This window comes from Polaromonas sp. YR568 (assembly GCF_943372955.1).
GTDB lineage: Bacteria > Pseudomonadota > Gammaproteobacteria > Burkholderiales > Burkholderiaceae_C > Polaromonas.
This window is the reverse complement of sequence record NZ_CALSAL010000004.1, coordinates 90,518-113,425: the sequence shown is the minus strand read 5'-3', so window position 1 is coordinate 113,425 and position 22,908 is coordinate 90,518. Positions and strand designations below refer to the sequence as shown.

The 22,908-nt window shown below is 61.6% G+C and carries 21 protein-coding genes; 12 read left to right on the top strand and 9 right to left on the bottom strand.

Going from position 1 to position 22,908, the window contains the following annotated elements; translation table 11 throughout:
- Positions 1-32 precede the first annotated feature (32 nt).
- From AAG793_RS12190 to AAG793_RS12180, 3 genes are read left to right on the top strand one after another with little or no spacing between them, the layout of a single operon-like run.
- Positions 33-3,626: a DNA methyltransferase gene (locus tag AAG793_RS12190; protein ID WP_341908556.1), complete on the top strand. Its 3,594-nt coding sequence runs from the start codon at positions 33-35 to the stop codon at positions 3,624-3,626.
- Positions 3,623-4,732, top strand: a complete 1,110-nt coding sequence (locus AAG793_RS12185) for an AAA family ATPase (RefSeq protein WP_341908555.1) — start codon at positions 3,623-3,625, stop codon at positions 4,730-4,732. The genes AAG793_RS12190 and AAG793_RS12185 overlap by 4 nt, the downstream gene beginning before the upstream one ends.
- The gene (locus tag AAG793_RS12180; RefSeq protein WP_341908554.1) at positions 4,729-5,334 is read left to right on the top strand and encodes a DUF4276 family protein; all 606 of its coding nucleotides are present in this window, start codon (positions 4,729-4,731) and stop codon (positions 5,332-5,334) included. The genes AAG793_RS12185 and AAG793_RS12180 overlap by 4 nt, the downstream gene beginning before the upstream one ends.
- Positions 5,335-5,533: 199 nt before the next feature.
- Here AAG793_RS12180 and AAG793_RS12175 read toward each other — a convergent pair whose 3' ends face one another.
- Complete coding sequence (locus AAG793_RS12175; RefSeq protein ID WP_341908553.1) at positions 5,534-7,789, bottom strand: malate synthase G; 2,256 nt, start codon at positions 7,787-7,789, stop codon at positions 5,534-5,536.
- Positions 7,790-7,914: 125 nt separating this feature from the next.
- Positions 7,915-8,649, bottom strand: coding sequence for a haloacid dehalogenase type II (locus AAG793_RS12170; RefSeq protein WP_341908552.1), 735 nt, complete (start codon positions 8,647-8,649; stop codon positions 7,915-7,917).
- 367 nt (positions 8,650-9,016) lie between these two features.
- Here AAG793_RS12170 and AAG793_RS12165 point away from each other — a divergent pair, with 367 nt between their 5' ends.
- The 7 genes from AAG793_RS12165 to AAG793_RS12135 all read left to right on the top strand — a co-directional run bounded on the left by AAG793_RS12165 (position 9,017) and on the right by AAG793_RS12135 (position 14,619).
- Complete coding sequence (locus AAG793_RS12165) at positions 9,017-10,036, top strand: ABC transporter substrate-binding protein (RefSeq protein ID WP_341908551.1); 1,020 nt, start codon at positions 9,017-9,019, stop codon at positions 10,034-10,036.
- Between the two features lie 168 nt (positions 10,037-10,204).
- Complete coding sequence (locus AAG793_RS12160) at positions 10,205-10,957, top strand: ABC transporter permease (RefSeq protein ID WP_341908682.1); 753 nt, start codon at positions 10,205-10,207, stop codon at positions 10,955-10,957.
- Positions 10,954-11,775 carry an ABC transporter ATP-binding protein gene (locus AAG793_RS12155; RefSeq protein WP_341908550.1) on the top strand — a complete coding sequence of 274 codons (822 nt, stop codon included), beginning with the start codon at positions 10,954-10,956 and terminating at the stop codon, positions 11,773-11,775. The genes AAG793_RS12160 and AAG793_RS12155 overlap by 4 nt, the downstream gene beginning before the upstream one ends.
- Before the next feature lie 40 nt (positions 11,776-11,815).
- Positions 11,816-12,025 (top strand): AtzG-like protein, encoded by a 210-nt coding sequence (locus AAG793_RS12150; protein WP_341908549.1) that lies wholly within the window; start codon positions 11,816-11,818, stop codon positions 12,023-12,025.
- A gap of 8 nt (positions 12,026-12,033) precedes the next feature.
- A complete protein-coding gene (locus tag AAG793_RS12145) occupies positions 12,034-13,458 on the top strand; it encodes an AtzE family amidohydrolase (RefSeq protein WP_341908548.1) in 1,425 nt (474 codons plus the stop codon).
- Positions 13,455-13,853, top strand: coding sequence for an oxalurate catabolism protein HpxZ (gene hpxZ / locus AAG793_RS12140; RefSeq protein ID WP_341908547.1), 399 nt, complete (start codon positions 13,455-13,457; stop codon positions 13,851-13,853). The genes AAG793_RS12145 and hpxZ overlap by 4 nt, the downstream gene beginning before the upstream one ends.
- A 49-nt stretch (positions 13,854-13,902) precedes the next feature.
- Positions 13,903-14,619, top strand: a complete 717-nt coding sequence (locus tag AAG793_RS12135; protein WP_341908546.1) for a GntR family transcriptional regulator — start codon at positions 13,903-13,905, stop codon at positions 14,617-14,619.
- 155 nt (positions 14,620-14,774) lie between these two features.
- Here AAG793_RS12135 and AAG793_RS12130 read toward each other — a convergent pair whose 3' ends face one another.
- Together AAG793_RS12130 and AAG793_RS12125 are read right to left on the bottom strand one after the other, a co-directional pair.
- Complete coding sequence (locus AAG793_RS12130) at positions 14,775-15,332, bottom strand: type II toxin-antitoxin system VapC family toxin (protein ID WP_341908545.1); 558 nt, start codon at positions 15,330-15,332, stop codon at positions 14,775-14,777.
- 249 nt (positions 15,333-15,581) lie between these two features.
- Positions 15,582-16,031, bottom strand: a complete 450-nt coding sequence (locus tag AAG793_RS12125) for a hypothetical protein (RefSeq protein ID WP_341908544.1) — start codon at positions 16,029-16,031, stop codon at positions 15,582-15,584.
- 316 nt (positions 16,032-16,347) lie between these two features.
- Here AAG793_RS12125 and AAG793_RS12120 point away from each other — a divergent pair, with 316 nt between their 5' ends.
- Positions 16,348-17,256: a LysR family transcriptional regulator gene (locus tag AAG793_RS12120; RefSeq protein WP_341908543.1), complete on the top strand. Its 909-nt coding sequence runs from the start codon at positions 16,348-16,350 to the stop codon at positions 17,254-17,256.
- 18 nt (positions 17,257-17,274) lie between these two features.
- Here the strand turns inward: AAG793_RS12120 and AAG793_RS12115 are convergent, their stop codons facing one another.
- Positions 17,275-17,928, bottom strand: a complete 654-nt coding sequence (locus AAG793_RS12115; protein WP_341908542.1) for a LysE family transporter — start codon at positions 17,926-17,928, stop codon at positions 17,275-17,277.
- Positions 17,929-18,010: 82 nt separating this feature from the next.
- On the opposite strand from AAG793_RS12115, the gene AAG793_RS12110 reads away from it, so the two are divergent.
- Positions 18,011-18,934, top strand: a complete 924-nt coding sequence (locus tag AAG793_RS12110; protein WP_341908541.1) for an HTH-type transcriptional regulator ArgP — start codon at positions 18,011-18,013, stop codon at positions 18,932-18,934.
- 270 nt (positions 18,935-19,204) lie between these two features.
- On the opposite strand, the gene AAG793_RS12105 is transcribed toward AAG793_RS12110, so the two are convergent.
- From AAG793_RS12105 to AAG793_RS12090, 4 genes are all read right to left on the bottom strand, one after another.
- Positions 19,205-20,236 (bottom strand): cytochrome d ubiquinol oxidase subunit II, encoded by a 1,032-nt coding sequence (locus AAG793_RS12105; RefSeq protein ID WP_341908540.1) that lies wholly within the window; start codon positions 20,234-20,236, stop codon positions 19,205-19,207.
- On the bottom strand, positions 20,229-21,629 hold the full coding sequence (locus AAG793_RS12100; protein WP_341908539.1) for a cytochrome ubiquinol oxidase subunit I: 1,401 nt from the start codon (positions 21,627-21,629) through the stop codon (positions 20,229-20,231). Before AAG793_RS12100 ends, AAG793_RS12105 begins: the two co-directional genes overlap by 8 nt.
- 2 nt (positions 21,630-21,631) lie before the next feature.
- On the bottom strand, positions 21,632-22,267 hold the full coding sequence (locus AAG793_RS12095; protein ID WP_341908538.1) for a GbsR/MarR family transcriptional regulator: 636 nt from the start codon (positions 22,265-22,267) through the stop codon (positions 21,632-21,634).
- 126 nt (positions 22,268-22,393) lie between these two features.
- Positions 22,394-22,894 (bottom strand): SRPBCC family protein, encoded by a 501-nt coding sequence (locus tag AAG793_RS12090; RefSeq protein WP_341908537.1) that lies wholly within the window; start codon positions 22,892-22,894, stop codon positions 22,394-22,396.
- Positions 22,895-22,908: the final 14 nt, after the last annotated feature.

Below are 22,908 nucleotides of genomic sequence, written 5' to 3'. Positions count from 1 at the left end.
GCAACCCACCGCAACCGGCAAAAAGGTCACCTATGGCCAAGCTTGACTTCCCCGCATTTGAAAAGCACCTGTCGGCATTTGACTTCCCGCGCCTGTTTCTGGACGTGCTGGGCTGGAACCGTCCCGCCGCCGAGCGGGAATGGCAGGCTGACCAGGCAGGCGAAACCGCGTTCAGCCGCCGTACTGTGGCTGAGTTGGGTGGGGTAGCTGCCATTCAGGTGGTCGCCGCCGACGGCTGGCCCGACGAAAGCCAGCGCAAACGCATCTGGAAGCACATCACCCACGCCCATGCAGAAAATCTGCTGATCTTTACCAATGCCCAGCAGCAGCCTCACCAAAGCCAGTGGTACTGGGTCAGGCGCGACAAACACCCCGAAACCGGCAAACCGCGCGAAACCCCGCGCCGGCACGACTACTTCAAGGGCCAGCCGGTCGACTTGTTTGCCAGCAAGCTGCAAGCCATGGTGGTGGAGTTGTCGGAGCTGGACACCGCAGGCCGCCTGCCCGTGCTGGAGGCTGCGCGCCGCATTCAGTCGGCGCTGGACGTCGACAAAACCACCAAAAAGTTCTTCAACGCCTACCAGCAACAGCACCTGGAGTTGCTTGGCCACATCAAGGGCATCGATAACGAACGCGACAAGCGCTGGTACGCCAGCGTGCTGCTCAACCGCCTGATGTTTGTGTGGTTCATGCAGAAAAAGCTGTTTCTGGACGGCGGCAACGCCGACTACCTGCGCACCCAGCTGGCCGCCAGCCAGGCGCGAGGCAAAGACAGGTTTTTTGGCGAGTTCTTGAACGCCCTGTTCTTTGAAGCCTTTGCAAAGCCCGAGGCCGACCGCAGCGCCCAAGCCAAAGCACTTACCGGCCAGGTGCCGTACCTGAACGGCGGCCTGTTTTTGCACCACAAGCTGGAGCTGGACCCAGATCGCGCGCCGCGCGTAGGCACCACGCTCACGGTGGCCGACAAAGCCTTTGAAGGTATCTTTGAGTTGTTTGCCAGCTTCACCTGGCACCTGGACGACACGCCCGGTGGCGATGCCGACGAAATCAACCCCGACGTACTCGGCTACATCTTTGAAAAGTACATCAACCAGAAAGCCTTTGGCGCCTACTACACCCGGCCCGAAATCACGGGCTACCTGGCTGAGCGCAGTATCCACAAGCTGATTCTGGAGCGCATTCACGAGCCCGCCATGCCAGAGCTGGGCCTGCAGGAAGTGCAGTTCGACAGCGTGCCCGAGCTGCTGGCCCGCATGGACGCACGCACCGCGCTCAAGCTGGTGAACGAGGTGCTACCCAGCATCACCGTGCTGGACCCGGCTGTAGGCTCTGGCGCCTTTCTGGTAGCTGCGCTCAAGTGCCTGATCAACGTGTATTACGCCGTGGTGGGTCGGGCCGAACTGGGTGCCAGCAGAGAGCTGCAAAACTGGCTGCGCACCATCCAGAAAGACCACCCCAGCGTGGGTTACTACATCAAGCGCCGCATCGTCACCGACAACCTGCACGGCGTGGACATCATGGAAGAGGCTTGCGAGATCGCCAAGCTGCGCCTGTTTTTGGCCATGGTGTCCAGCGTGCGGCGCGTGCAAGACCTGGAGCCCCTGCCCAATATCGACTTCAACATCCTGCCAGGCAATTCACTGGTGGGGCTGATGCGGGTGGACGAGCACGAGTTTGACAACAAGCAGGACGATCTCTTCAAGCCCCGCTACCGCGATTTGGTGGCAGAAAAGAACAGGCACCTCAATGCCTATCGCCACGCAGCCGAAGTGGCGGGCAAGGACATGAGCCTGCGCACCCTGCGCGACAGTATCGACACCGAAATGGGCTACGCCACGGGCGTGATGAATGAGTTGCTGCGCGACCAGTTCGAAGCGCTGGGCGTCAAGTTTGAAGAAGCCCAGTGGGACGCGAAGAAGAAAGACTTGGGCAAGCCCAAAAAGCACCAAGTCACTGTTGCCGACATTGCCGCCCAAAGCCCATTTCACTGGGGCTATGTATTCGACGAAATCGTGCAGAACCGCGGCGGCTTTGACATCATTCTGGCCAATCCGCCATGGGAAGTGTTCAAACCCCAGGCCAAAGAGTTTTTTGCCGAATACTCCGGCGTGGTCACCAAGAACAAGATGACCATCAAGGAGTTTGAGAAAGAGCAACGCAAGCTGCTGCAAAACACCGAAGTACGCGACGCCTGGCTGGCTTATGAGAGCCGCTTCCCCCACCTGAGCCAGTGGTTTCGCTCGGCGCCTGAATTCAAGCACCAAAGTGCTGTGGTTGGCGGCAAAAAGACAGGCAGTGACGTCAATTTGTACAAGCTCTTTATGGAGCGTAGCTTTCACCTGCTGCGCGCTGGTGGCCACTGCGGCATCGTCATCCCCAGTGGCGTCTACACCGACCTGGGGGCCAAGGGTCTGCGCGACTTGCTGTTTGGGCAGACGCAAATTGAAGGCATGTTTTGCTTTGAAAACCGCAAGACGATTTTCGAAGGCGTGGACAGCCGTTTCAAGTTCGTCGTGCTCACGTTTGAGAAGGCTGCCGCCGTCCGTCTGAAACAAGCAGGGGAGCGTAACGCCAGCGCGCCACCGGACGATTTGCTGGCCGCGCAAGCTGTAGAGGCGCAAGGCGGCGCGACAGGCACCACGCGTTTCCCGGCCGCGTTCATGCGGCATGACGTGGAAGAGCTGGTACGCTTTCCCGATGAGGGCGCGCTTTGGTTGGACGTAGAACTTATCAAACGCCTGTCGCCAGACAGCTACTCGGTAATGGAGTTCAAGAGTGCGTTGGATGTCCAGTGGATGAGCAAGGCGGCGCAGTGGCCAACGCTGGATTCGTCGAAATCGCGATTCAACAAAATCGCGTTTACACGTGAAGCCGACCCGACGTCAAAGCCCGACTTATTTTCCGAAAAAGCTGGCACTGATCTATTGCCGCTGATCGATGGTCGGAATATTCACCAGTTCACCCACGCGTTCTCAGAGGAACATCGCTTCTGGGCCACAGAGAAGAACTATCAGAAGTATTTGGGCGTGAGTCCCTCGCGAGATGAGTTGTTGGACTACCGCGCCTATCGCCTCGGATTTAGAAAGATCGCGCGAAATACGGACGAGCGAACCATGATCGCCACTGTAATACCACCGAGTTTTGTGACTGAGAGTTTTCAGACCTTGAAGGTGGTTGATGAAGACGGTCGCCTCTGCATACCTTACCCTGACCAACTCTATTTGGGCGCAGTGTTCAATTCATTTGTTTTCGATGCGTTGATCCGCTTAAAGGTCACAGCAAATATGAATTTTCACTTTGTCTACGGGACCCAGGTTCCCGATATCTTGCCATCGGATGTGCGATTCAATTCCATCGCGACACGTGCAGCCCGCCTTATATGCACCACCCCTGAATTCGACGATCTAGCCCAATCCGGCGGCTTGCAAAGCTACCATGACGGTGCCACCGACCCTACCGAACGCGCAAAACTGCGTGCCGAGATCGACGGGCTAGTCGCCCACCTCTATGGCCTGAACGAAGAGGAGTTCACGCATATTCTGGGGACATTCCCACTGGTGGCTCAGCCGGCAAAAGTAGCCGCCCACAATGCATACCGAGATGTTGAGCGAGGGTTAATCAAATGATTTTGGATTCCATCAAGATAAAGAACTTCAAGGCCGTGCGCGACTCCGGTGCGATAAAGCTGGGGCCATTGACCGCGCTGGTGGGCAACAACGGTTCGGGCAAGTCCAGCTTGATAGAGGCGTTGGAGACTTACCAGTCCATCGTGGCTGACGGGTTGGATGTAGCCATGCAGCGCTTCATGGGCATTGAGCACGTGCAGAACAAGCGCGCCAAGCCAGAAACCGCCATCAGCTTTGACTTGCGCATGCGCGGCCCATTTGGCAAAACGCATATGGCTATGGCTGTTGCAAGTGACAAAACGAGATCAGCATATGAGATCACTGATGAGACTGTGGTCTGCAAGGAGCATCTGGTCCTCGGTGGCTTCTTGGAGCACGAGAAGATGGGATTCCGAAAGCGGTGGGACGCGGGCTTTTCCATGCTGGGCAGCAACGTGTATCTGAACGAATATGCCAATCTGGTTGAGTCGTGGCAGTTTCTGACGCTCTCGCCGGAGCGTATGGGCTACCCGTTGCCTCAAAAGCGTACCGGCGGCAGGGCGCGGCTCGCTCGTGATGGGTCAAACATTGCGGAGTTCTTGCTCGACTTGCGTGAGCGTGATGTCCGTGTGTTGGAGGGCATTATTCGCACCATGACTTATGTGCTCCCCTATGCGCGAGATTTGCAGCCCGCCATCACATCAGAGCTGGAGCGCAAGGCATGGCTGCAGCTAACGGAAGGTGAGTTCAAAGTGCCGGGGTGGATGTTGTCCACTGGCACTTTGCGGGTGTTGGCCTTGCTGGCGTTACTGCGGCACCCCACCCCACCCCCACTCTTGGTGATCGAAGAAATTGAAAACGGTCTCGACCCTCGAAGTATTCACCTCTTGGTAGAAGAAGTCCGCCGCGCCGTGTTGTCGGGTACCACGCAAGTAATCTTGACAACCCATTCGCCTTACCTTCTGGACTTGCTCAAGCTCGATCAGCTGGTACTTGTGAATCGAAACGAAGCTGGTGAGCCGCATTTTTACCGCCCTGCGAGCAACGCAAAGTTGGTTGAGTGGGCCAAAGAGTTTGCGCCAGGGCGGCTTTACACGATGGGCTCACTGCACGAGGCGGCCCAATGACTATTGGCTTGATTTTTGAGTGTGGCCCACAGGGTGCAGACAAGCAAGTCTGCGAGTATCTGGCGAAGAAGATCAGTCCAGGCGTCGCGTTAGAAAGCAGGACCTTGGACAACAAGGAAAATCTGCTTCGCGATGCGGGGCGCGTGGCCGCACAGATGCTCAAAGATGGGTGCCAATGCGTGTTGATTATTTGGGACTTGCGACCATCGTGGCCAGACAAAAAAGTGAAGCCATGTCGAGCAGCTGAACGAAAACAAGTTCTTGAATCGCTGACCAGCGCTGGTTTACCGGCAGCTTCACCTGTCTACCCGGTCTGTATTGAACAAGAACTGGAAAGCTGGTTGATTGCATGTGACCACGCGATTTCAGCGTATCTCTCAACCGATGCTCATCCGTATAAAGCCGAACAGAAAAAGAAACCTGATCGGGAGCAACAACCCAAGGCGTTGATGAACAATCACTTCAAGAACGCACGGGGTTGGGTGTACGAAGATCGCGCTGACGCCATCAGAGTACTAAAAGCGGCTGAACTTGATTTGAAGCGGCTGTGCAGATCACCGAGTTTCCAGCGTTTCCGGGCAAAGCTCGAAAGCTGCGTTTGACAGATTTCGACCGTTGGCCTGCTTTTCATTATCTTTGCCTCTGGATAATGAAACCCGGAAATCAAAAAAGCCCATAAAAAAACAAAGACTTACCGTCTAGCTCATTATCTGGACACCTGATTTTTGAGCAAAACGGGCGACTGGTCTCCCAAAGAAAACGGCACCCGCAGGTGCCGTTTTTGTTTCAGCATGAGGCCGTTCAAGCCGCAGCTTTGACCTTCAAACGCCATGCATGCAGCAGCGGCTCGGTGTAGCCGCTCGGCTGCTCCAGACCCTTGAGCACCAGGTCGAGTGCGGCCTTGTAGGCGGCGGATGTCGTGAAGTTGCCGGCCATCGGCTTGTAGAGCTTGTCGCCCGCGTTCTGCTTGTCGACCACGGCGGCCATGCGCTCGAAGGTCTCGATCACCTGGGCCTTGGTCACCACGCCGTGATGCAGCCAGTTGGCGATGTGCTGGCTGCTGATGCGCAGCGTGGCGCGGTCTTCCATCAGACCGACGTTGTGGATGTCGGGCACCTTGGAACAGCCCACGCCCTGGTCGATCCAGCGCACCACGTAGCCGAGGATGCCCTGCGCGTTGTTGTCCAGTTCCTGCTGCTTCTCGGCGGCGCTCCAGTTCGGCGTGTTGGTCACCGGGATCTGCAGCAGGCCGTTCAGCAGGTTGTCGCGCTCCTTGTCGGCCTTGGTTTTCTCCAGATGCTTTTGCACGTCGCTCACCTTGACCTGGTGGTAGTGCAGCGCATGCAGCACAGCGGCAGTGGGGCTGGGCACCCAGGCGGTGTTGGCGCCGGCCAGCGGGTGGGCAATCTTCTGTGCACGCATGGCGGCCATCAGGTCGGGCATGGCCCACATGCCCTTGCCGATCTGCGCCTTGCCGCGCAGGCCGCAGTCCAGGCCCACCAGCACGTTGTTTTTCTCGTAGGCGTTGATCCAGGCGGTGGTCTTCATGTCGCCCTTGCGGATCATGGGGCCGGCCTGCATGGCGGTGTGCATCTCATCGCCGGTGCGGTCGAGGAAGCCGGTGTTGATGAAGGCCACGCGCGCCGAAGCCTGGCCAATACAGGCCTTGAGGTTCACGCTGGTGCGGCGCTCTTCGTCCATGATGCCGAGCTTGACGGTGTTTTCTTTCAGGCCCAGCACCGCTTCAACACGGCCAAACAGTTCGCTGGCAAAGGCCACTTCGGCCGGGCCATGCATCTTGGGCTTGACGATGTAAACGCTGCCCTTGCGGGAGTTGCGGATGCCGTCCTTGCCCTTGCGCTGCAGGTCGTGCAGGGCGATGGTGGTGGTGACCACCGCGTCCATGATGCCTTCGGGGATTTCCTTGGTGCTGCCGTCGGCGGCCTTGTACAGGATGGCCGGGTTGGTCATCAGGTGGCCCACATTGCGCAGGAACATCAGCGAGCGGCCATGCAGCGTGACGGGCTTCTTGCCCTTGGGCGCGGTGTACACGCGGTCGGCGTTCAGGCCGCGGGTGAAGGTCTTGCCGCCCTTGGCGACTTCTTCGGTCAGCGTACCTTTGAGGATGCCGAGCCAGTTGCTGTAGGCCAGCACTTTGTCGTCCGCATCAACCACCGCCACCGAGTCTTCGAGGTCGAGGATGGTGGACAGCGCGGCCTCAATCACCAGGTCAGCCATGCCAGCGGCATCGCTCGCGCCAATGGCCGTCTTGCGATTGATGCGGATGTCGAGGTGCAGGCCGTTGTGCTCCAGCAGGATGGACGACGGCGATTTCGCCTCGCCCTGATAACCGACGAACTGGTCGTTGTTGGCGAGGCCCGTGCTGCTGCCGTCTTTCAGTTTGACGCGCAGCTTGCCGTCCTGCACGCTGTAGCCGGTGCTGCCCACATGCGAGCCTTTTTTCAGCGGCGCGGTGCGGTCCAGCACGTGGCGTGCGTATTCAATGACCTTGGCGCCGCGCTTGGGGTTGTAGCCCGAGCCGCCGGGGCCGGCCTTGCCGCAGCCGCCTTCTTCAGAAATCGCGTCGGTGCCATACAGCGCGTCGTACAGGCTGCCCCAGCGGGCGTTGGCCGCGTTCAGCGCATAACGTGCATTGAGGATGGGCACCACCAGCTGCGGGCCGGCCTGGCGAGCCAGTTCAGCGTCCACATTCGAGGTGGTGGCCTTCACTTTTTTCGGCTGCGGCACGAGGTAGCCGATCTTCTCCAGAAACGCGCGGTAGGCCGGCATGTCGGTGATGGGGCCGGGGTGGGCCTTGTGCCAGTGGTCCAGCTCGATCTGCAGGCGGTCACGCTCGGCCAGCAGGCCGATGTTTTTTGGTGCCAGGTCGGCCACGATGGCGTCAAAGCCCTTCCAGAACTTCTCGCTGCTCACGCCAGTGCCGGGCAACACCGCGTCTTCAATGAAGCGGTACAGATTGGTCGCCACTTCCAGGCGGTGGCAGGTGGTGCGTGGCGTGCTGTTCTTGTTCGCGGTCGTGGCGTTAGCGCTTGTCATGGTGTCCCTTGTTGGCGATGAAATTGAAACTGACTACAGATAAAAACGATTCAATGAAGATTCAGTGGAAGAGGTGCGTGGGGCGTGGTGACTGAAGAATCAGCGGGTCGGCTCCCGACAACCCTCTATTGTCGCGAACCTGCCAGACCGGGCAAGGTCAGCACGTCGCGCAGGTTGCTCCCGGTGAACACCGGTTGGGTGTCCAGTTCCTCAAAGGGCAGCTGGTAGCGGTTGATCCACAGCGTCTGGTAGCCAAACCAGGTGGCGGCCAGCGCGTCCCACGCATTGCAGCTGACAAAGGCAATCTGCTGCGCCGGCAGGCCGGTGGCAGACAGCCCCAGTTCGTAGGCTTCGGGTGTGGTCTTGTACTGGCGGATGGAGTCGACACTGATCACATGGTCGAGCAGGCCGTCCAGTCCGGCAGAGCGCACCGCCACATCGAGCATGGCCGGGTCGCCGTTCGACAGGATGCCGGTGACCACGCCGCGCGCCTTCAGCGCCTGCAGCACTTCCTTGTTCTCGGGGAAGGCCGACAGGTGGCGGTACTGGTTCATCAGGCGCTCTTCGCGCTCGGGCGTCAGGTCCAGCGCCAAGCGCTTGCAGGCATAGCGCAAGCCGGCGCGCGTCAGCTCCCAGAACGGCCGGTACACCGACTCGCGCTGCGGCCCGCGCCTGCTGGTGGTCACCAGGCGCGTGTATTCAATCTGCTTGTCACGCCAGAGCACGCCCAGCGCCTGCCCCTGCCCGGGGAACAACTGCTCTGCCAGCAGGCCGACGCTGTACACATCGAACAGCGTGCCATAGGCGTCGAACAGCACCGCCTGCAGGGGGCCTGCGCCAGAAGTGGGCCGTGTTTTCATCTTCTCAACTGTATTTGATACGCGACCGGCGATTAACACCCGTCGAATTGTTTTATTGATGACTTTATCGTAAGTAATTTTTCTGACTTGCACTGATGTGGAGAAAGACAGCGAACGCAGTGGCAGTCCATTCGCCCCCTCCGACTCAGGCGGGCGGCATCGACACGCCAACAAATCAACCGAGCCACCTGGAGGTCAATTCAGGTACATGGCGTTGCATAGAAGTGCACGGCAGCACCCGGCAACAGCTGGCATATGTCTTGCTGATGCACTTGTACACAAGTATGGATGCTTCAAGTTGGTGCCTCGCACCGGCTGCTGGCACCCGCTTCCACCGGTTCCATCACCAACCCGACAGGAGTTCCGCATGACCTCAACCGCCAAGACCGCCACCGCCCTGACCGGCGCCACACGCCGCCAGATCCTGCAGACCTCCGTTGCCGGCGCCGCGCTGGGCATGCTGGGCGCACCCGCGCTGGTGCGTGCGCAAGCCGCCACCAAGGTGCGTCTGGGTTACTGGCCGATTGCTGCCGGCCTGCCGTTTTACGCCGCAGTGGAGCTGGGGTATTTCAAGGAAGCCGGCCTCGATGTGGAGCCACAGAAGTTTTCCAGCGCACAGCAGGTGATGGAAGCCGTGCTTTCGGGTCGGTCTGACGGCACCGCCAACGGCACTGGCTCGGCCAACGTGGCCATTGGTGAACTGGCCCAGCCCGGCACCTTCAAGATCTTCTGCGCCAACCCCAGCAACGTGAAGAACGTGCTCGACGAAGTCATCGTGCCGGTGGCCAGCCCCGCCAAGGTGATGGCCGACCTCAAGGGCAAGCGCGTGGGTTCGGGCCCGGGCATCCAGAACGTGACGCTGGCCAAAACCATCCTGGAGCGCGGCGGTGCCACCGGCGCCACCGTGGTCGAACTGCCCATCGGCCAGCATGTGGCGGCCCTGGCCGCCGGCCAGATCGACGGCGCCTACACGCTGGAGCCCACCGGCACCATCGGCCGCCTGAACGGCACCAGCCGCGTGCTGGAGGCCGGCGTGATCTCGCGCTACGTGCTGGGCGACAACATGGCGCCCTGGTTCGGCGGCTCGGCATCGCTGTCGTCTGACTTCATCAAGAAGAACCCCGACGCGGCCAAGAAGTTCATCGCCGCTTACGCCAAGGGCGTGGCCTACGTGCGCAGCAAGCCGGTGGAGGCGCGCAAGTACCTCACCGGCTACACGCCCATCGAAGGCCCGCTGGCCAGCGAAGTGCCACTGGCCGCCTACACCATGTACAACGAGTTCACGTCTGCGGACATCGGCCACTTCCAGAAGTTCTTTGACCTGTTCTCGGAGAAGGGCATCTTCAGCTCGCGACTGATGGTCGACACCATGATCTACAAGGGTTGAGCGCGCGCTGCACTCACACCCCCGCTCGACGACGAATGACTGTTTCATGCCCTTGCGGCAAGGAGTCCTGTGATGCCTGACCTCACCCCGCCTACAGCGGCCTTGCCTTCGACCGCGTGGGCGCCACCGCAGACAGCGCCCGCTGCCACCAGCACGCCGCGCGCGCCGATGAACTTCAGCAAGGCTCTGCCCTTCATCGGCCCCGTGGTGCTGTTTGTGTTGTGGGACCTGGTGGTGCGGCTGGGCTTCATCAAGCCCATCCTGCTGCCGCCACCCATCGATGCGATTGGCGCACTGGTCAAGGGCCTGGCCGGCGGGCCGCTGCTCAATGACTTCATCGTCACCGTGTGGCGCACCGTGCAGGCATTTCTGATCGCCTCGCTGGTCGGCATGCCGCTGGGCATCTTGCTGGGCAGTTCCGAGAAGGCCTATCGCAGCGTCGAATTCCTGATCGACTTTTTCCGCTCCACGCCATCGTCGGCGCTGATCCCGCTGTTCCTGATGATCTTCGGCGTGTCCGACATCAACAAGGTGGCAATTGCCGCATTCGGTTCGATGCTGATCGTCATCTTCAACAGCGCTTATGGCGTGATCAATGCGCGCAAGCAGCGCGTCATGGCGGCCCGCGTGATGGGCGCCTCGCGCTGGCAGATCTTCCGCGACGTGCTGGTGTGGGAAAGCCTGCAGCCTAGCTTTGTCGGCCTGCGATCGGCGGTGTCGATGGCGCTGGTCATCGTGATCGTGGCCGAGATGTTCATTGGTGCCGACAGTGGCCTGGGCAACCGCATCATCAACTCGCAGCAGGTGATGAATGTGCGCGACATGTACGCGTCGATTCTGGCGGCGGGCGCGCTGGGTTATGCGCTCAACATCTCTTTCCTTCTAGCTGAGCGCCGCATCGTGCACTGGAGTGGAAGATGAGCACCGTCCTCAACGCACCCGTGTTTGCCGATGTGCCTGCGCCAGCGTTCAAGCCCGGCCCGGCTGGCACGCACATCACCATTCGTGGGCTGACCAAGTACTTCGCCGGCTGGCCGCTGTACGAGAACTTCGACCTCGACATTCCCAAGCACAAGATCGTCTCGGTGTTCGGGCCCAACGGTTGTGGCAAATCGACGCTGATCAACATGATTGCCGGGCTGATTCCGGTTGACTCGGGTGAAATCCTGTTTGACGGCAAGTCGCTCAAGGACACCAAGATCGGCTACGTGTTCCAGAACTACCGCGAGGCGATGTTCCCGTGGATGCGCACCATCGACAACATCGCCTACCCGCTCAAGCTGGAAGGCAAAAGCAAAGCCGAGGTGGACCGCCGCATGGCCGAGCTGGTGGCGTCGTTCGATGTGAAGTTCGACCTGAACCGCTACCCCTACGAGCTGTCGGGCGGGCAGCAGCAAACAGCCTCGATCATGCGGGCGCTGGCGCCCAACCCCGAGGTGCTGTTCCTCGACGAGCCGTTCTCGGCGCTCGATTTCGAGATGACGCTGTTCATCCGCGAGAAGCTGCAGGAAGTCTTCATGAAGACCGGCACCACCATGCTGCTGGTCTCCCACGATCTGGAAGAAGCGGTGTACCTGGCCGACCAGGTGCTGCTGCTCACGAAGCGCCCGACGCGCGTGGCCGAAATCCTGCCTTACAACGACCCACGGCCACGCACTGTGGAAACGCTGTCCGAGGCCAGCTTTGTGGCCACCAAGAAGCGCAGCCTGGAAATCTTCCAGCGTGAAGTCCGGCGCTAATGTGTTGTTCATGTGTCGCTGTTGACTGCACTGATCCACCATGACCGACATTGAACTCGCCGCCGTCACAGCCTATGTGAAAAGCACCGCCGCGTTGCTTGCCATGCCGATGGACGACGCGCGCGCCGAGCGGGTGTCCCTCCACCTGCAGCGCACGGCCGGCATGGCTGCTGCACTGGCTGCCGCACCACTGCAGCCGCACGACGAGCTGGTGGAGATTTTTTGCCCGGCGCCCTTCCCCTCTGAATGAGCCCGGGCATGAGCACAACAACAGGACTCGCCATCGACGCCCCCGCCATGGCCCCCGCCATGGCCCGCGCCGTGGCCACTGGCGAGATCAGCGCCCGTGAGCTGCTCGACGACTGCCTCGCGCGAATCGACGCCACCGACGACCGGGTCAACGCCTTCACCGAGCGCACCATAGCCCGGGCGCGCGCAGAAGCCGCTGCGGTGGACAACGCGCGCGCTGCAGGCCAGCCCCTCGGCCCGCTGGCGGGTGTGCCCTATGCGGTGAAGAACCTGTTTGACATCGAGGGCGTGGTCACCCTGGCCGGCTCGCGCATCAACCGCAGCCATGCACCGGCCACCGCCGACGCGGTGCTGGTGAGCCAGATGAAGGCGGCAGGCGCGGTGCTGGTGGGTGGCCTGAACATGGACGAGTACGCCTACGGCTTCACCACCGAGAACACACACTACGGCCCCTGCCACAACCCGCACGACCTGACGCGCATTGCGGGCGGGTCGTCAGGCGGCTCGGGCGCAGCGGTGGCCGCACAGCAGGTGCCGCTGTCGCTGGGCTCCGACACCAATGGCTCCATCCGTGTGCCGGCCTCGCTGTGCGGCGTGTGGGGGCTCAAGCCCACCTTCGGCCGGCTCTCGCGGCGCGGCACCTACCCCTTTGTTTACAGCATCGACCACCTTGGCCCCATGGCCAGCAGCGTCGAGGGGCTGGCACTGGCCTACGACGCACTGCAGATGCCCGACCCGCTGGACCCGGGCTGCCACGCGCTGCGGGTGCAGCCGGTTCTGCCGTTGAACGACGCGGGGGCATCCGGCTTGCGCATCGGCGTTCTTGGCGGCTACTTCAACGACCACGCCACGGCCGAAGCCCGCGCCGTGGTGGCGCTGGCCGCCCGTACGCTGGGCGCCACGGAAGAAGTGACATGGCCCGACGCCGCCCTGGCCCGCGCAGCTGCCTTCATCATCACCGCCAGCGAGGGCGGCAGCCTGCACCTGGACGACCTGCGAAAACGCCCTGAGGACTTTGAGCCGCTGTCGGTCGACCGCTTCACCGCCGGTGCCCTGCAACCGGTGGACTGGTACCTGCGCGCCCAGCGCTTTCGCCGCAGCTACCGCGACAAGGTCAACGCCCTGTTCCAGCACTGGGATGTGCTGGTCACCGCCGCCACCCCGGTGAGCGCACCCGTCATCGGCACCGAGTGGCTGGACCTCAATGGCACCCGCCAGCCCTGCCGCGCCGCCATGGGCTTGCTGACGCAGCCGATTTCATTTGCCGGTTGCCCTGTTGTGACTGCACCGATGTGGCCAGAAGGAACCGGCGGCATGCCCCTAGGCGTACAACTGATCGCCGCACCATGGCGCGAAGACCTGGCGTTTCGCGCAGCGAGAATACTGGGCAACGCCGGTGTGGCCACCGTGCGAACACCCCAAGGATTGACATGACATCGCCAGACTTCACCCCACTTGCCATCAACCTGCCCGATGTGATGGCCGAGGTCAGCGTGCAGTTTGCGCGCTACGAAAAGGCGCTCACCAGTAACGACGTCGACGTGCTCGACGAGCTGTTCTGGAACAGCCCGCACACGCTGCGCTACGGCGCCACCGAGAACCTGTACGGCTACGACGAGATTCAGGCCTTCCGCGCCGGCCGGCCCGCGCAGGGGCTGGATCGCACCCTGCTCAAAACCGTCATCACCACCTACGGCCGCGACATGGCCACGGCGAATGTGGAATTCCAGCGCACCGGCAGCGCCAAGACCGGCCGCCAGAGCCAGACCTGGGTGCGCATGCCCGAAGGCTGGCGCGTGGTGGCAGCCCATGTGAGCCTGCTGGCCTGAGCACTGCGAAGGCCCAACAGCACCACGGCAGGTTTATCCTCTGCATGCCATGACATCTGCCCACACCGCCACGCCCGAGGCCAGCACCGTGCCCGCACGCCGTTCGCGCGCCGAAGAGGTGTACCAGCAGCTCAAGCGTGATGTGGCCGCCTTCAAGCTGGTGCCGGGCGACCGCTTCACCGAAACCGAGATCAGCGAACGCCTGGGCGTGTCACGCACGCCGGTGCGGCAGGCGCTGTTTCGCATGCAGCAAGAGGGCTTTGTCGAGGTGATGTTCCGCAGCGGCTGGCGCGTGCTGCCGTTTGACTTTCAGCAGTTCGAGGCGCTGTACGACCTGCGCATGGTGCTGGAGACCACCGCCGTGCGCCGGCTCAGCGACGACGGGCGCCGCATCAACACCGCACAGCTTGACGCCCTCAACGCGACCTGGCTGATCCCCCAGGAATCACGCAGCCGCGACGCCGTGCAGGTGGCCGAGTGGGATGAAGCCTTTCACTGCGCCCTGGTCGAAGCCGCTGGCAACGCCGAGATGGCCAGAGTGCACCGCGAAGTGACCGACCGCATCCGCGTGATTCGCCGGCTCGACTTCACCCAGCAGCCGCGCATCGACGCCACCTACGACGAACACGCCAAGATTCTCAAAGCCATCCAGCGCCGACGCGGCGACGAAGCCGCCATGCTGCTGCGCGCCCACATCGAGACCAGCCAGTCCGAGGTGCGCAAGATCACCCTGCATCAATTGCATATGGCGAGGGAGCGGGAGTAGGGCGCTTTCAACCGAGCGCTCCTTGCAATACAACTTGCAACCCGTACATCGGCGTCCGCGGGCGAAGTTAACGTCGGCGCTGACCTAGACACAACCAATATGGCGAAGCCGCAGCCTTCAGTTCTATTTCCGTACCGCGCAAAAAATAGATTCGGTTACCAGCGCCACCAATCCTGAGAGGCCAGAGGATTTGTTGGATGGGGCACCTTGTCAGGCTTGCTACCAAGCGGGATGGCAAGCAAATTCCAATACTCAAGCGGTTGCAGAAGTCGGACCGAAGTGTGCGGAGCGAGATGACGACCGAGATCCGAATCGAACGTAAGCAACACCGTGTGACCGACATCCTCTGCTTCTGCGACGATCGTGCAGTCATTCACGCCCCTGTGATGCTTCTGTAAAAGCGATGCCCGGGCGGTTATTGAATGGGGAGAGTTAAGGGGTATTTCACCGAACAGGACGCGAATGAAGCTCGCATGCAAATCGGCTCGTTCGATGTTGCGAATCTGGGCGCACTCTGCAGTTACGGTAGGGGTAACCCAAAGCGTCCCGGGAAGATAGAAGAAGAGACGAGTTAAGGCAATTCTTTGAGATGCCAACGAGTCCTTCGGGGTTGAAATGCCTGCGAAGGCATCGATAGCATATGAAAGGCACTGCGAGTCGATGCCAACTTGTGCGGTCGGAATCGCGTGTATTTCGAATCTAACGTTTGACATGAAAGGCTCGATCCGGCCTACCGGACCGATTCCTATACCTGGAAGGGTTAAGCATCAGCGGGCAAACCCAATCCACTCGTTGATTGACGAGGCAACCCCTAGAAGTCTGTTTGAAGGGATGATCAAAAATTCTCTCCTTTGACGTCTGAATTGAGTGGCATCAAAAAGCGCACCCCCATTCTGAAAAAACAAGCGAGCAGTACTGCCTTTTTGAGATGCGCTCGAATGGTGGGTTGGGCTGCACTTGCGCTAGAAATGGACGCATGTGCCGAAGTAGACCTCGTCGTTCTGGACGAAGGTGAACGGCTTTGCCGCTACCTTCTTATATTCATTGATTACCAACATATAGGCATTTGCACCCCGCCCTATGCCTTGCTCCGTGCGCAATATAGTGACGACCTTGTAGGAGTTTTCGTCTGATCCAGCGTCGATGACTTCGGGCTTGGTGATGTAAGCGTTCTTCAATGCGCCGACCATCATCCCGGTCCTTCTCTCAACAGTGAACTCCTTGCCGACATAGTTCTTGACTCGAAAGTCAAGCTGACTGTTTGGCGGAGGTTCAGCTGTAGCCACGCGTTCGATCTTGCAACGGTAGTCTCGAAGCACCTGTGCGTTGGCGCTTGAAAGCGCAGCTGCGAATGCCGCGATCGCGACGCAAATTTGTGTTGACACCACGGGGTGAGGAAAAGGAGCCTTCATACGGCCCAACGTAATGTGTGGAGCAAAACCTGCTCAAAAAACTGATCAGCGCTTATTCTTAACATGAGGCCTTCCTGAAAGTGGCTTGCAGCGTGGGTTTTCCGCCGAAAACCCAGTACTTGACCGTACCAGCATCACTCTGCTCACTGAACGATCCTAGGTGACCCTGTTTTTTCAACGACTGTAGTTCCCAAAGACCCAATCAAACTCGCCCAAGCCCAAAAACTACCCCAACCCGTTGGAATTTCCCCAAAAACAGCCCAATCATGTAATTCCACGCATTGATTTTTGCCTTTTCAGCGGGTAATTTGTCTGTATGGACAAATTGAAACAATTAGAGTCATTCGTGTCGGTGGTCGCCCGGGGCAGTTTGACGGCGGCCGCCAAGGCCGAAGGGGTGGCCCCGGCCATCATGGGGCGGCGGCTGGATGCGCTGGAAGAGCGCCTGGGCGTGAAGCTGCTGGTGCGTACCACGCGCCGCATTGCGCTCACGCACGAGGGCAGCGCCTTTCTGGAGGACTGCCAGCGCCTGCTGTCGGACCTGGCCAATGCCGAGGCCAGCGTGTCGGCCGGCGGCGTGAAGGCCAGCGGCCACTTGCGCATCACCGCGCCGGCCGGTTTTGGCCGCCGCCATGTGGCGCCGTTGGTCACCAAGTTCCGCGAGCAGCATGCCGATGTGAGCATTTCACTGAACCTGAGCGACCGCGTGGTGGACCTGGCCGGCGAAGGCTTTGACTGCGCGGTGCGGGTCGGCGACCTGCCCGACTCTTCGCTGGTCAGCGTGCGCATGGCCGACAACCGGCGCCTGTGCGTGGCAACGCCGCAGTACCTCAAGAGCCACGGCACGCCACAGCACCCGAGCGAGCTGGCGCGGTTTGACTGCCTGACGCTGTCGAGCGATGCCTCGCAGACGCGCGGCTGGGCTTTTCTGATTGCCGGTGAGGTGGTGCACCTCAAGCCGGGCGGGCCGCTCGATTGCTCTGACGGCCAGGTTCTGCACGACTGGTGCGTGGACGGCTACGGCATCGCCTGGCGCAGCACCTGGGAGGTGGAGGCAGACATCGCCAGCGGCCGCCTGGTGACGGTGCTCGATGATTTTGCGGCGCCGCCCAACGGCATTTACGCCGTGTTTCCGCAGCGCAAGCACATGCCACTGCGGGTGCGCTTGTGGATTGACTTCCTCAAGCACCACTATAGCCAGCCAGCGTTCTGGCGGGCGGGCTGAGGGCACGCCGGGCCAGTTCTAGAGCAGCCCGGCCAGCAACCACAGGGCCGTGCCCCACATCATCAGCGCCACCAGTCCGTCGAGCGCACGCCAGAACACGGGTGAATCCATGCGGCGGCCCAGCACCGCCATGGCCAGGCCCAGGCTGGCGAACCACAGCGTCGAGCCCACAGCAGCGCCCAAGCCAAACACGGCATTCTGCGGCTGGGCATAGGCCAGCGAGGCGGTGCCGATGACCACGGCAGTGTCGAGCCAGGCGTGCGGGTTCAGCCATGACAGCGTGAGTGCCAGCACCACCGCCTGTCGGCGCGTCACGGCGCGTGCCGCACCACTGGCCTGCGGCCCGTCTGCCAGCGCCACAGCCACCGGGTTCAGAAACCGGCGCATGGCCTGCGCGCCGTAAATCAGCAGCACCACCGCGCCGCCGCCGGTCATCGCGCCCACCAGCCGGTCGGACAAGCCACCCAGCTGCGCCAGCCCGGCCACGCCCACAGCGATGAGCGCCACATCGGTCGCGACGCACACCGCAATCGTCAGCCACAGGTGCTGGCGCGTGAGGCCCATGCGCATGACGTGGGCGTTCTGGGGGCCAATCGCCATGATCAACGACAGGCTGAGCACCAGACCGGGAATGAAGGCCGCAAGAAAGGCGGGGGCAGTGAAAGAAGACATGGGGTGGAGTCTGCCACCCCTGGCACTCAAGTTAAACCAAAGTAACTAGAATTTGATTCATTCAATTTTTTATTGACTGCACATGCTGGACGCCCGCCAACTGGAAGCACTGGCCGCCGTGATCGAACAGGGCAGCTTTGGCGCGGCCGCCAAGGCGCTGCACCTCACGCTGGCAGCGGTGTCGCTGCGCATCAAGTCGCTGGAAGAAGCACTGGGCCAGCGCCTGCTGGTGCGGGGCAAGCAGGTACGAGCCACGCCAGCCGGGCAGGCACTGCTGGCCCATGCGCGGCAGCTCCGGCTGATGGAAGCCGACCTGCTGGCCAGCTTGCCGGGCCGCTCGGGCAGCACCGCTGGCACCGAGCGCTGGCAGACGGTGAGCGTGGCCGTCAATGCCGACTCACTGGCCAGCTGGTTCCTGCCCGGCGTGGCACCGGCGCTGCAGCAACATGGGCTGTTGCTGGAGGTGCTGGTGGACGACCAGGACCACACCCACGACGCACTGAAGAACGGCGATGTGACCGGCTGCGTGACCACGCTGGCCACGGCGATGCGCGGCTGTGTGGCAGAGCCGCTGGGCATCATGCGCTACCGCTGCATGGCTGCACCGGCGCTGCTGGAGGCATGGCCCACCTCCGCAGCAGCAAGGGCCACCGGGCTGGCACACCGGCTGCTGCAAACCCCGGCAGTGATTTTCAACCGCAAGGACGCGCTGCAGGATGCGTTTCTGGCGCAGCACTTCAACCTGCGCGATGCACCCTACCCGCGCCACTTTGTGCCGGCGGCCGATGCATTCGAACGCGCTCTGGAGCTGGGCATGGGCTGGGGCATGCTGCCCGAGCTGCTGCTGGCCGCACGCGGCAAACGCGAAGGCCTGCAGGAAGTCTGGCCTGGTCGCACGGTCGATGTGGTGCTGTACTGGCAACACTGGGCGCGCGAGCCGCTCGCCGCACAGCGGCTGACGCACGCGGTGCGCGAGGCGGCGCGGAAGCACTTGGTGCAGGTTTAACGACCGGTGAATCCGTCAAAGCCCTTCGACAAGCTCAGGGCGAACGAAATTTAAGAGCGCGCGTTGCAGAGGCTCGCATTCCACCAGCAGAGCCGCGGGACTGGCTTCGCCAGACCGCAGGCGGAGTGGCCCCCTCGGGGGGCAGGGAGTTACACGCAGTGAGCGACCGTGGGGGCTCTGTAGATGAGCCGTGGAACCGGCTTCGCCAGACCGCAGGCGAACAGCCCCCTCGGGGGGCAGCGACCCACACGCAGTGGGGGAGCGTGGGGGCTAATACTTCAACGCGACGCTCTTGCCCCAGAACACCCGGTAAGCAAAGATCGTGTACCCAACGATCATCGGCAACACCACCAGTGCGCCGACCAGAATGATCTTCATGGCTTCGGGCGACGTGGCGGCTTTCCAGATGCTCACCTCATCGATCACCAGCCACGGGAAAAGGCTGTAGGCGAGACCGTAAAAGGCCAGCAGAAACACGCCGACGGTGGCACCAAACGGAACCCACGCGCCGTACTCGTTGCCCTGTGCCAAGCGCACCGGCAGGCGCTGCAGGCTGCGCCAGATCACCGCGAACAGCACTGCGGTGGCGATGGGAATCGGCATCAGCAGCACGATGTTGGGGAAGGCAAACCACTTGGCAAAAATGCTGCTGCTGACCAGCGGCGTGGCCAGCGAGATGGCCGCCACACCCGCCATGGTGAAGAACAGGCTGGCCTTGGCCCAGCGCACGGCTTGCAGTTGCAGCTCGCCAACCGACTTCATGATGAGCCAGCCCGCACCGATCAGGCAGTAAGCCGCCACCAGCGCAAAACCAATCACCGAGTTGAAGGCAATCGTCCACAGGTCGGACGAGAAACCGGTGATCAGCGAGCCCAGCATGTAGCCCTGCGACCAGCTGGCCAGCAGGGAGCCGGCGTAGAACATGGTGTTCCACAGCGGCTTGTGCGACGCGGTGGCTTTCACGCGGAAGTCAAACGCCACGCCGCGCAACGTGAGGCCGATCAGCATCAGCGCCACCGGCAGATACAGCGCACCGAGGATCATGCCGTGTGCCATGGGGAATACGGTGAGCAGAATGCCCACGCCCAGCACCAGCCAGGTTTCATTCGCGTCCCAGAAGGGGCCGATGCTGGCGATCATGCTGTCCTTGTCGTCTTCGCTGGCGCGGCGCATCAACACACCCACACCGAGGTCGTAGCCGTCAAGAATCACATAGGCCAGCATCGCCAGCCCCATCACCACCAGAAAGACGATGGGCATCCAGCCCGCGGCCTGGGTCAGGTCGGGGGCCATATCAAGCATGGGATGCTCCCTGCTTTTCGGGGTAGTTGATGACGTTGGGCTGCTGCTCGATGCTGTCGCCGAACGGCTTGTCGGCATGCTTCTTGTGCCGCGCCAGATAGAACACCACAGAGATGTAGGCCACGATCAGCGCCGCATAGAGCGTGAGGTACATGGCCAGCGTCAGCGCGATGCGCGGTGCGGGTACCTGCGACGCAGCTTGTGCCGTGGTGAGCACGCCGTGCACCAACCAGGGCTGGCGCCCGATCTCTGTCACGTACCAGCCCGCCACCAGCGCCACCCAGCCGGCAAACGTCATGGCCACCAGCACCCGGGCTTGCCACGGCCTGATCGTGCGGGAGGGGTCTTTCTTCCACGGCGCGAGCTGGAAGGCGCACATCCAGCTGACCAGCAGCATCAACATGCCCACACCGACCATGATGCGGAAGGCCCAGAACACTGGCGCCACCGGCGGGTGCTTGTCTTCAAACTGGTCCAGCCCCTTGACCTCGCCATTCCAGTCGTGGGTGAGGTAGAAGGAGGCGAGCTTGGGAATGGCGATCTCATACTTGTTCTCGCGCGCCTTCTCGTCGGGGATGCCGAACAGCACGGCGCCCACGCCCTTCTCGGTTTTCCAGATGCCTTCCATCGCTGCCAATTTGGCTGGCTGGTGTTCCATGGTGTTGAGGCCATGCAGGTCGCCCGCAACGATCTGGAGCGGAATCAGCACCGCGGCCAGGTACACGCCGGTTTTCAGGCCGGTCAGCACCTCGGCGCCACGGTCGTTGCGCAGCCAGCGGTAGGCCGAAATGCCGGCCACGATGAACGCCACCGTGAGGCCCGAAGCCAGCATCATGTGGGTGAAGCGGTAGGGGAAGGAGGGGTTGAAGATCACCTCCAGCCAGCTGGTGACATGCGCCTTGCCGTCAATCATTTCGAAGCCGGCGGGCGTGTGCATCCACGAGTTGAGCGCCAGAATCCAGAAGGCAGACATCGTGGTGCCGCCCGCCACCAGAAACGTGGCAAAGGTGTGCATGCGCTCGCTGACGCGCTGGCGACCAAAGAGCATCACGCCCAGCATGGTGGCTTCAAGGAAGAAGGCGGTGAGCACTTCATACGCGAGCAGCGGGCCGGCGATGTTGCCGACCTTTTCCATGTAGCCCGGCCAGTTGGTGCCGAACTGGAAGCTCATGGTGATGCCGCTGACCACGCCCAACGCAAAGGTGAGGGCAAAGATCTTGACCCAGAACTGGTAGGCGTCCATCCAGTGCTGCTGCCCGGTCTTGACGAAGCGCAGCTTGAAGTACAGCAGTACCCAGCCCAGCGAAATGCTGATGGTCGGGAAGAGGATGTGGAAGGTAATGTTCGCGGCGAACTGAATGCGCGCCAGAAGGAGAGCGTCGAGATTGTCCATCGTCAGGCCTTGGTTGCTGAACTGTCGGTTGTATGGCCGTCCCTGCTGCCAGACTCATTCTGCACGGGCTTGGCACGCCCTGCAAAACCTGAGCGCACGGTGTTTGCCACCTTGTCTTTGGCTTCCAGAAGGCGTTGCACCTTGGCGCCCATCTTCATCAGGCTGACCAGCGTGGCCGAATCCATCTTCTGCACATCGGCCAGCCAGCCGGTCATCAGCTCGATCAGGTCGTGCATCTGCTTCATGCGGGCCTGGGCATGGATGTCATCGCCGACGGAGGGTTGCTCCATCAGCGCGTCGCGCAGCATCGACAGCGTGGGATCGATTTCGCGCTTGCGCCGCTCTTCAGCCAGCGTGCGGAAGATGGCCCACACATCGTCGGGCGCCTGGAAGTACTCGCGGCGGTCGCCGGGCAGGTGCTGCAGGCGCACCAAGTTCCACGACTCCAGCTCTTTCAGGCCCATGCTGACGTTGGAGCGGGAAAACGACAGCGCCTCGCCGATTTCGTCGGCGTTCAGCGCGCGGGGAGAGACATACAGCAAGGCATAAATCTGCCCCACGGTGCGGTTGATGCCCCAGCGGCTGCCCATCTCACCGAAGTGCAGGACAAACCGCTGGGTGAGCGGGGCCAGATTCATGATTTTCTTTGCTGAATTTTCAGTAATTTCTGAAATTATAGGAAGTTTCACATGTTTCTGCAGGCGATAGCCCCGCCATCGCGAGGGGCTCTGGGACCCGTGCGACCGGGCCTGAACCGACCAGCCTCAGGCCGTCGGTGGCGGCGCGCCCAGCAGTTCAGCCAACTGCGCCGTCGCCTTGCCCCAGCCGTCGTGAAAGCCCATCTTTTCATGCGCTTCGCGGTCGGCCATCGACCAGTGCTGCACCCGGGCGGTGTAGCGCGTCTTGCCGCCTTCGTCGGCAAACGTCAGGATGCCCGTCATGAAGGGCTTGTCGGAAGGTTTCCAGGCTTCGGTATAGGCGTCAGTGAACACCAACTTCTCATTGGGCACCACCTCCAGGTACACGCCGCGGTTGGGGAATTCGGTGCCGTCCGGGCCGCGCATTACGATCAGGCTGGCGCCGCCCGGTCGCACGTCGAGTTCGGCGCTCACCGTCTGCCAGGGCTTGGGCGTGAACCACTGCAGCAGCAGCGCGGGCGTGGTCCAGGCCTGATAGACCTTCTCGCGCGGGGCGTCGATCAGCCGGGTGATGACCAGCTCGCGCTCGGCGGCGTCGCCGGGTGTTGAGGGAATGGGTTCAGCCATGGGGCCTCCTTCGG

What these genes read in the sequence shown, in the direction of transcription:
- AAG793_RS12190 (WP_341908556.1), top strand. Translation starts at nt 33, where the DNA reads ATGGCCAAGCTTGACTTCCCCGCATTTGAAAAGCACCTGTCGGCATTT.
- AAG793_RS12185 (WP_341908555.1), top strand. Translation starts at nt 3,623, where the DNA reads ATGATTTTGGATTCCATCAAGATAAAGAACTTCAAGGCCGTGCGCGAC.
- AAG793_RS12180 (WP_341908554.1), top strand. Translation starts at nt 4,729, where the DNA reads ATGACTATTGGCTTGATTTTTGAGTGTGGCCCACAGGGTGCAGACAAG.
- AAG793_RS12175 (WP_341908553.1), bottom strand. Translation starts at nt 7,789, where the DNA reads ATGACAAGCGCTAACGCCACGACCGCGAACAAGAACAGCACGCCACGC.
- AAG793_RS12170 (WP_341908552.1), bottom strand. Translation starts at nt 8,649, where the DNA reads ATGAAAACACGGCCCACTTCTGGCGCAGGCCCCCTGCAGGCGGTGCTG.
- AAG793_RS12165 (WP_341908551.1), top strand. Translation starts at nt 9,017, where the DNA reads ATGACCTCAACCGCCAAGACCGCCACCGCCCTGACCGGCGCCACACGC.
- AAG793_RS12160 (WP_341908682.1), top strand. Translation starts at nt 10,205, where the DNA reads ATGAACTTCAGCAAGGCTCTGCCCTTCATCGGCCCCGTGGTGCTGTTT.
- AAG793_RS12155 (WP_341908550.1), top strand. Translation starts at nt 10,954, where the DNA reads ATGAGCACCGTCCTCAACGCACCCGTGTTTGCCGATGTGCCTGCGCCA.
- AAG793_RS12150 (WP_341908549.1), top strand. Translation starts at nt 11,816, where the DNA reads ATGACCGACATTGAACTCGCCGCCGTCACAGCCTATGTGAAAAGCACC.
- AAG793_RS12145 (WP_341908548.1), top strand. Translation starts at nt 12,034, where the DNA reads ATGAGCACAACAACAGGACTCGCCATCGACGCCCCCGCCATGGCCCCC.
- hpxZ (WP_341908547.1), top strand. Translation starts at nt 13,455, where the DNA reads ATGACATCGCCAGACTTCACCCCACTTGCCATCAACCTGCCCGATGTG.
- AAG793_RS12135 (WP_341908546.1), top strand. Translation starts at nt 13,903, where the DNA reads ATGACATCTGCCCACACCGCCACGCCCGAGGCCAGCACCGTGCCCGCA.
- AAG793_RS12130 (WP_341908545.1), bottom strand. Translation starts at nt 15,332, where the DNA reads ATGTCAAACGTTAGATTCGAAATACACGCGATTCCGACCGCACAAGTT.
- AAG793_RS12125 (WP_341908544.1), bottom strand. Translation starts at nt 16,031, where the DNA reads ATGAAGGCTCCTTTTCCTCACCCCGTGGTGTCAACACAAATTTGCGTC.
- AAG793_RS12120 (WP_341908543.1), top strand. Translation starts at nt 16,348, where the DNA reads ATGGACAAATTGAAACAATTAGAGTCATTCGTGTCGGTGGTCGCCCGG.
- AAG793_RS12115 (WP_341908542.1), bottom strand. Translation starts at nt 17,928, where the DNA reads ATGTCTTCTTTCACTGCCCCCGCCTTTCTTGCGGCCTTCATTCCCGGT.
- AAG793_RS12110 (WP_341908541.1), top strand. Translation starts at nt 18,011, where the DNA reads ATGCTGGACGCCCGCCAACTGGAAGCACTGGCCGCCGTGATCGAACAG.
- AAG793_RS12105 (WP_341908540.1), bottom strand. Translation starts at nt 20,236, where the DNA reads ATGCTTGATATGGCCCCCGACCTGACCCAGGCCGCGGGCTGGATGCCC.
- AAG793_RS12100 (WP_341908539.1), bottom strand. Translation starts at nt 21,629, where the DNA reads ATGGACAATCTCGACGCTCTCCTTCTGGCGCGCATTCAGTTCGCCGCG.
- AAG793_RS12095 (WP_341908538.1), bottom strand. Translation starts at nt 22,267, where the DNA reads ATGAATCTGGCCCCGCTCACCCAGCGGTTTGTCCTGCACTTCGGTGAG.
- AAG793_RS12090 (WP_341908537.1), bottom strand. Translation starts at nt 22,894, where the DNA reads ATGGCTGAACCCATTCCCTCAACACCCGGCGACGCCGCCGAGCGCGAG.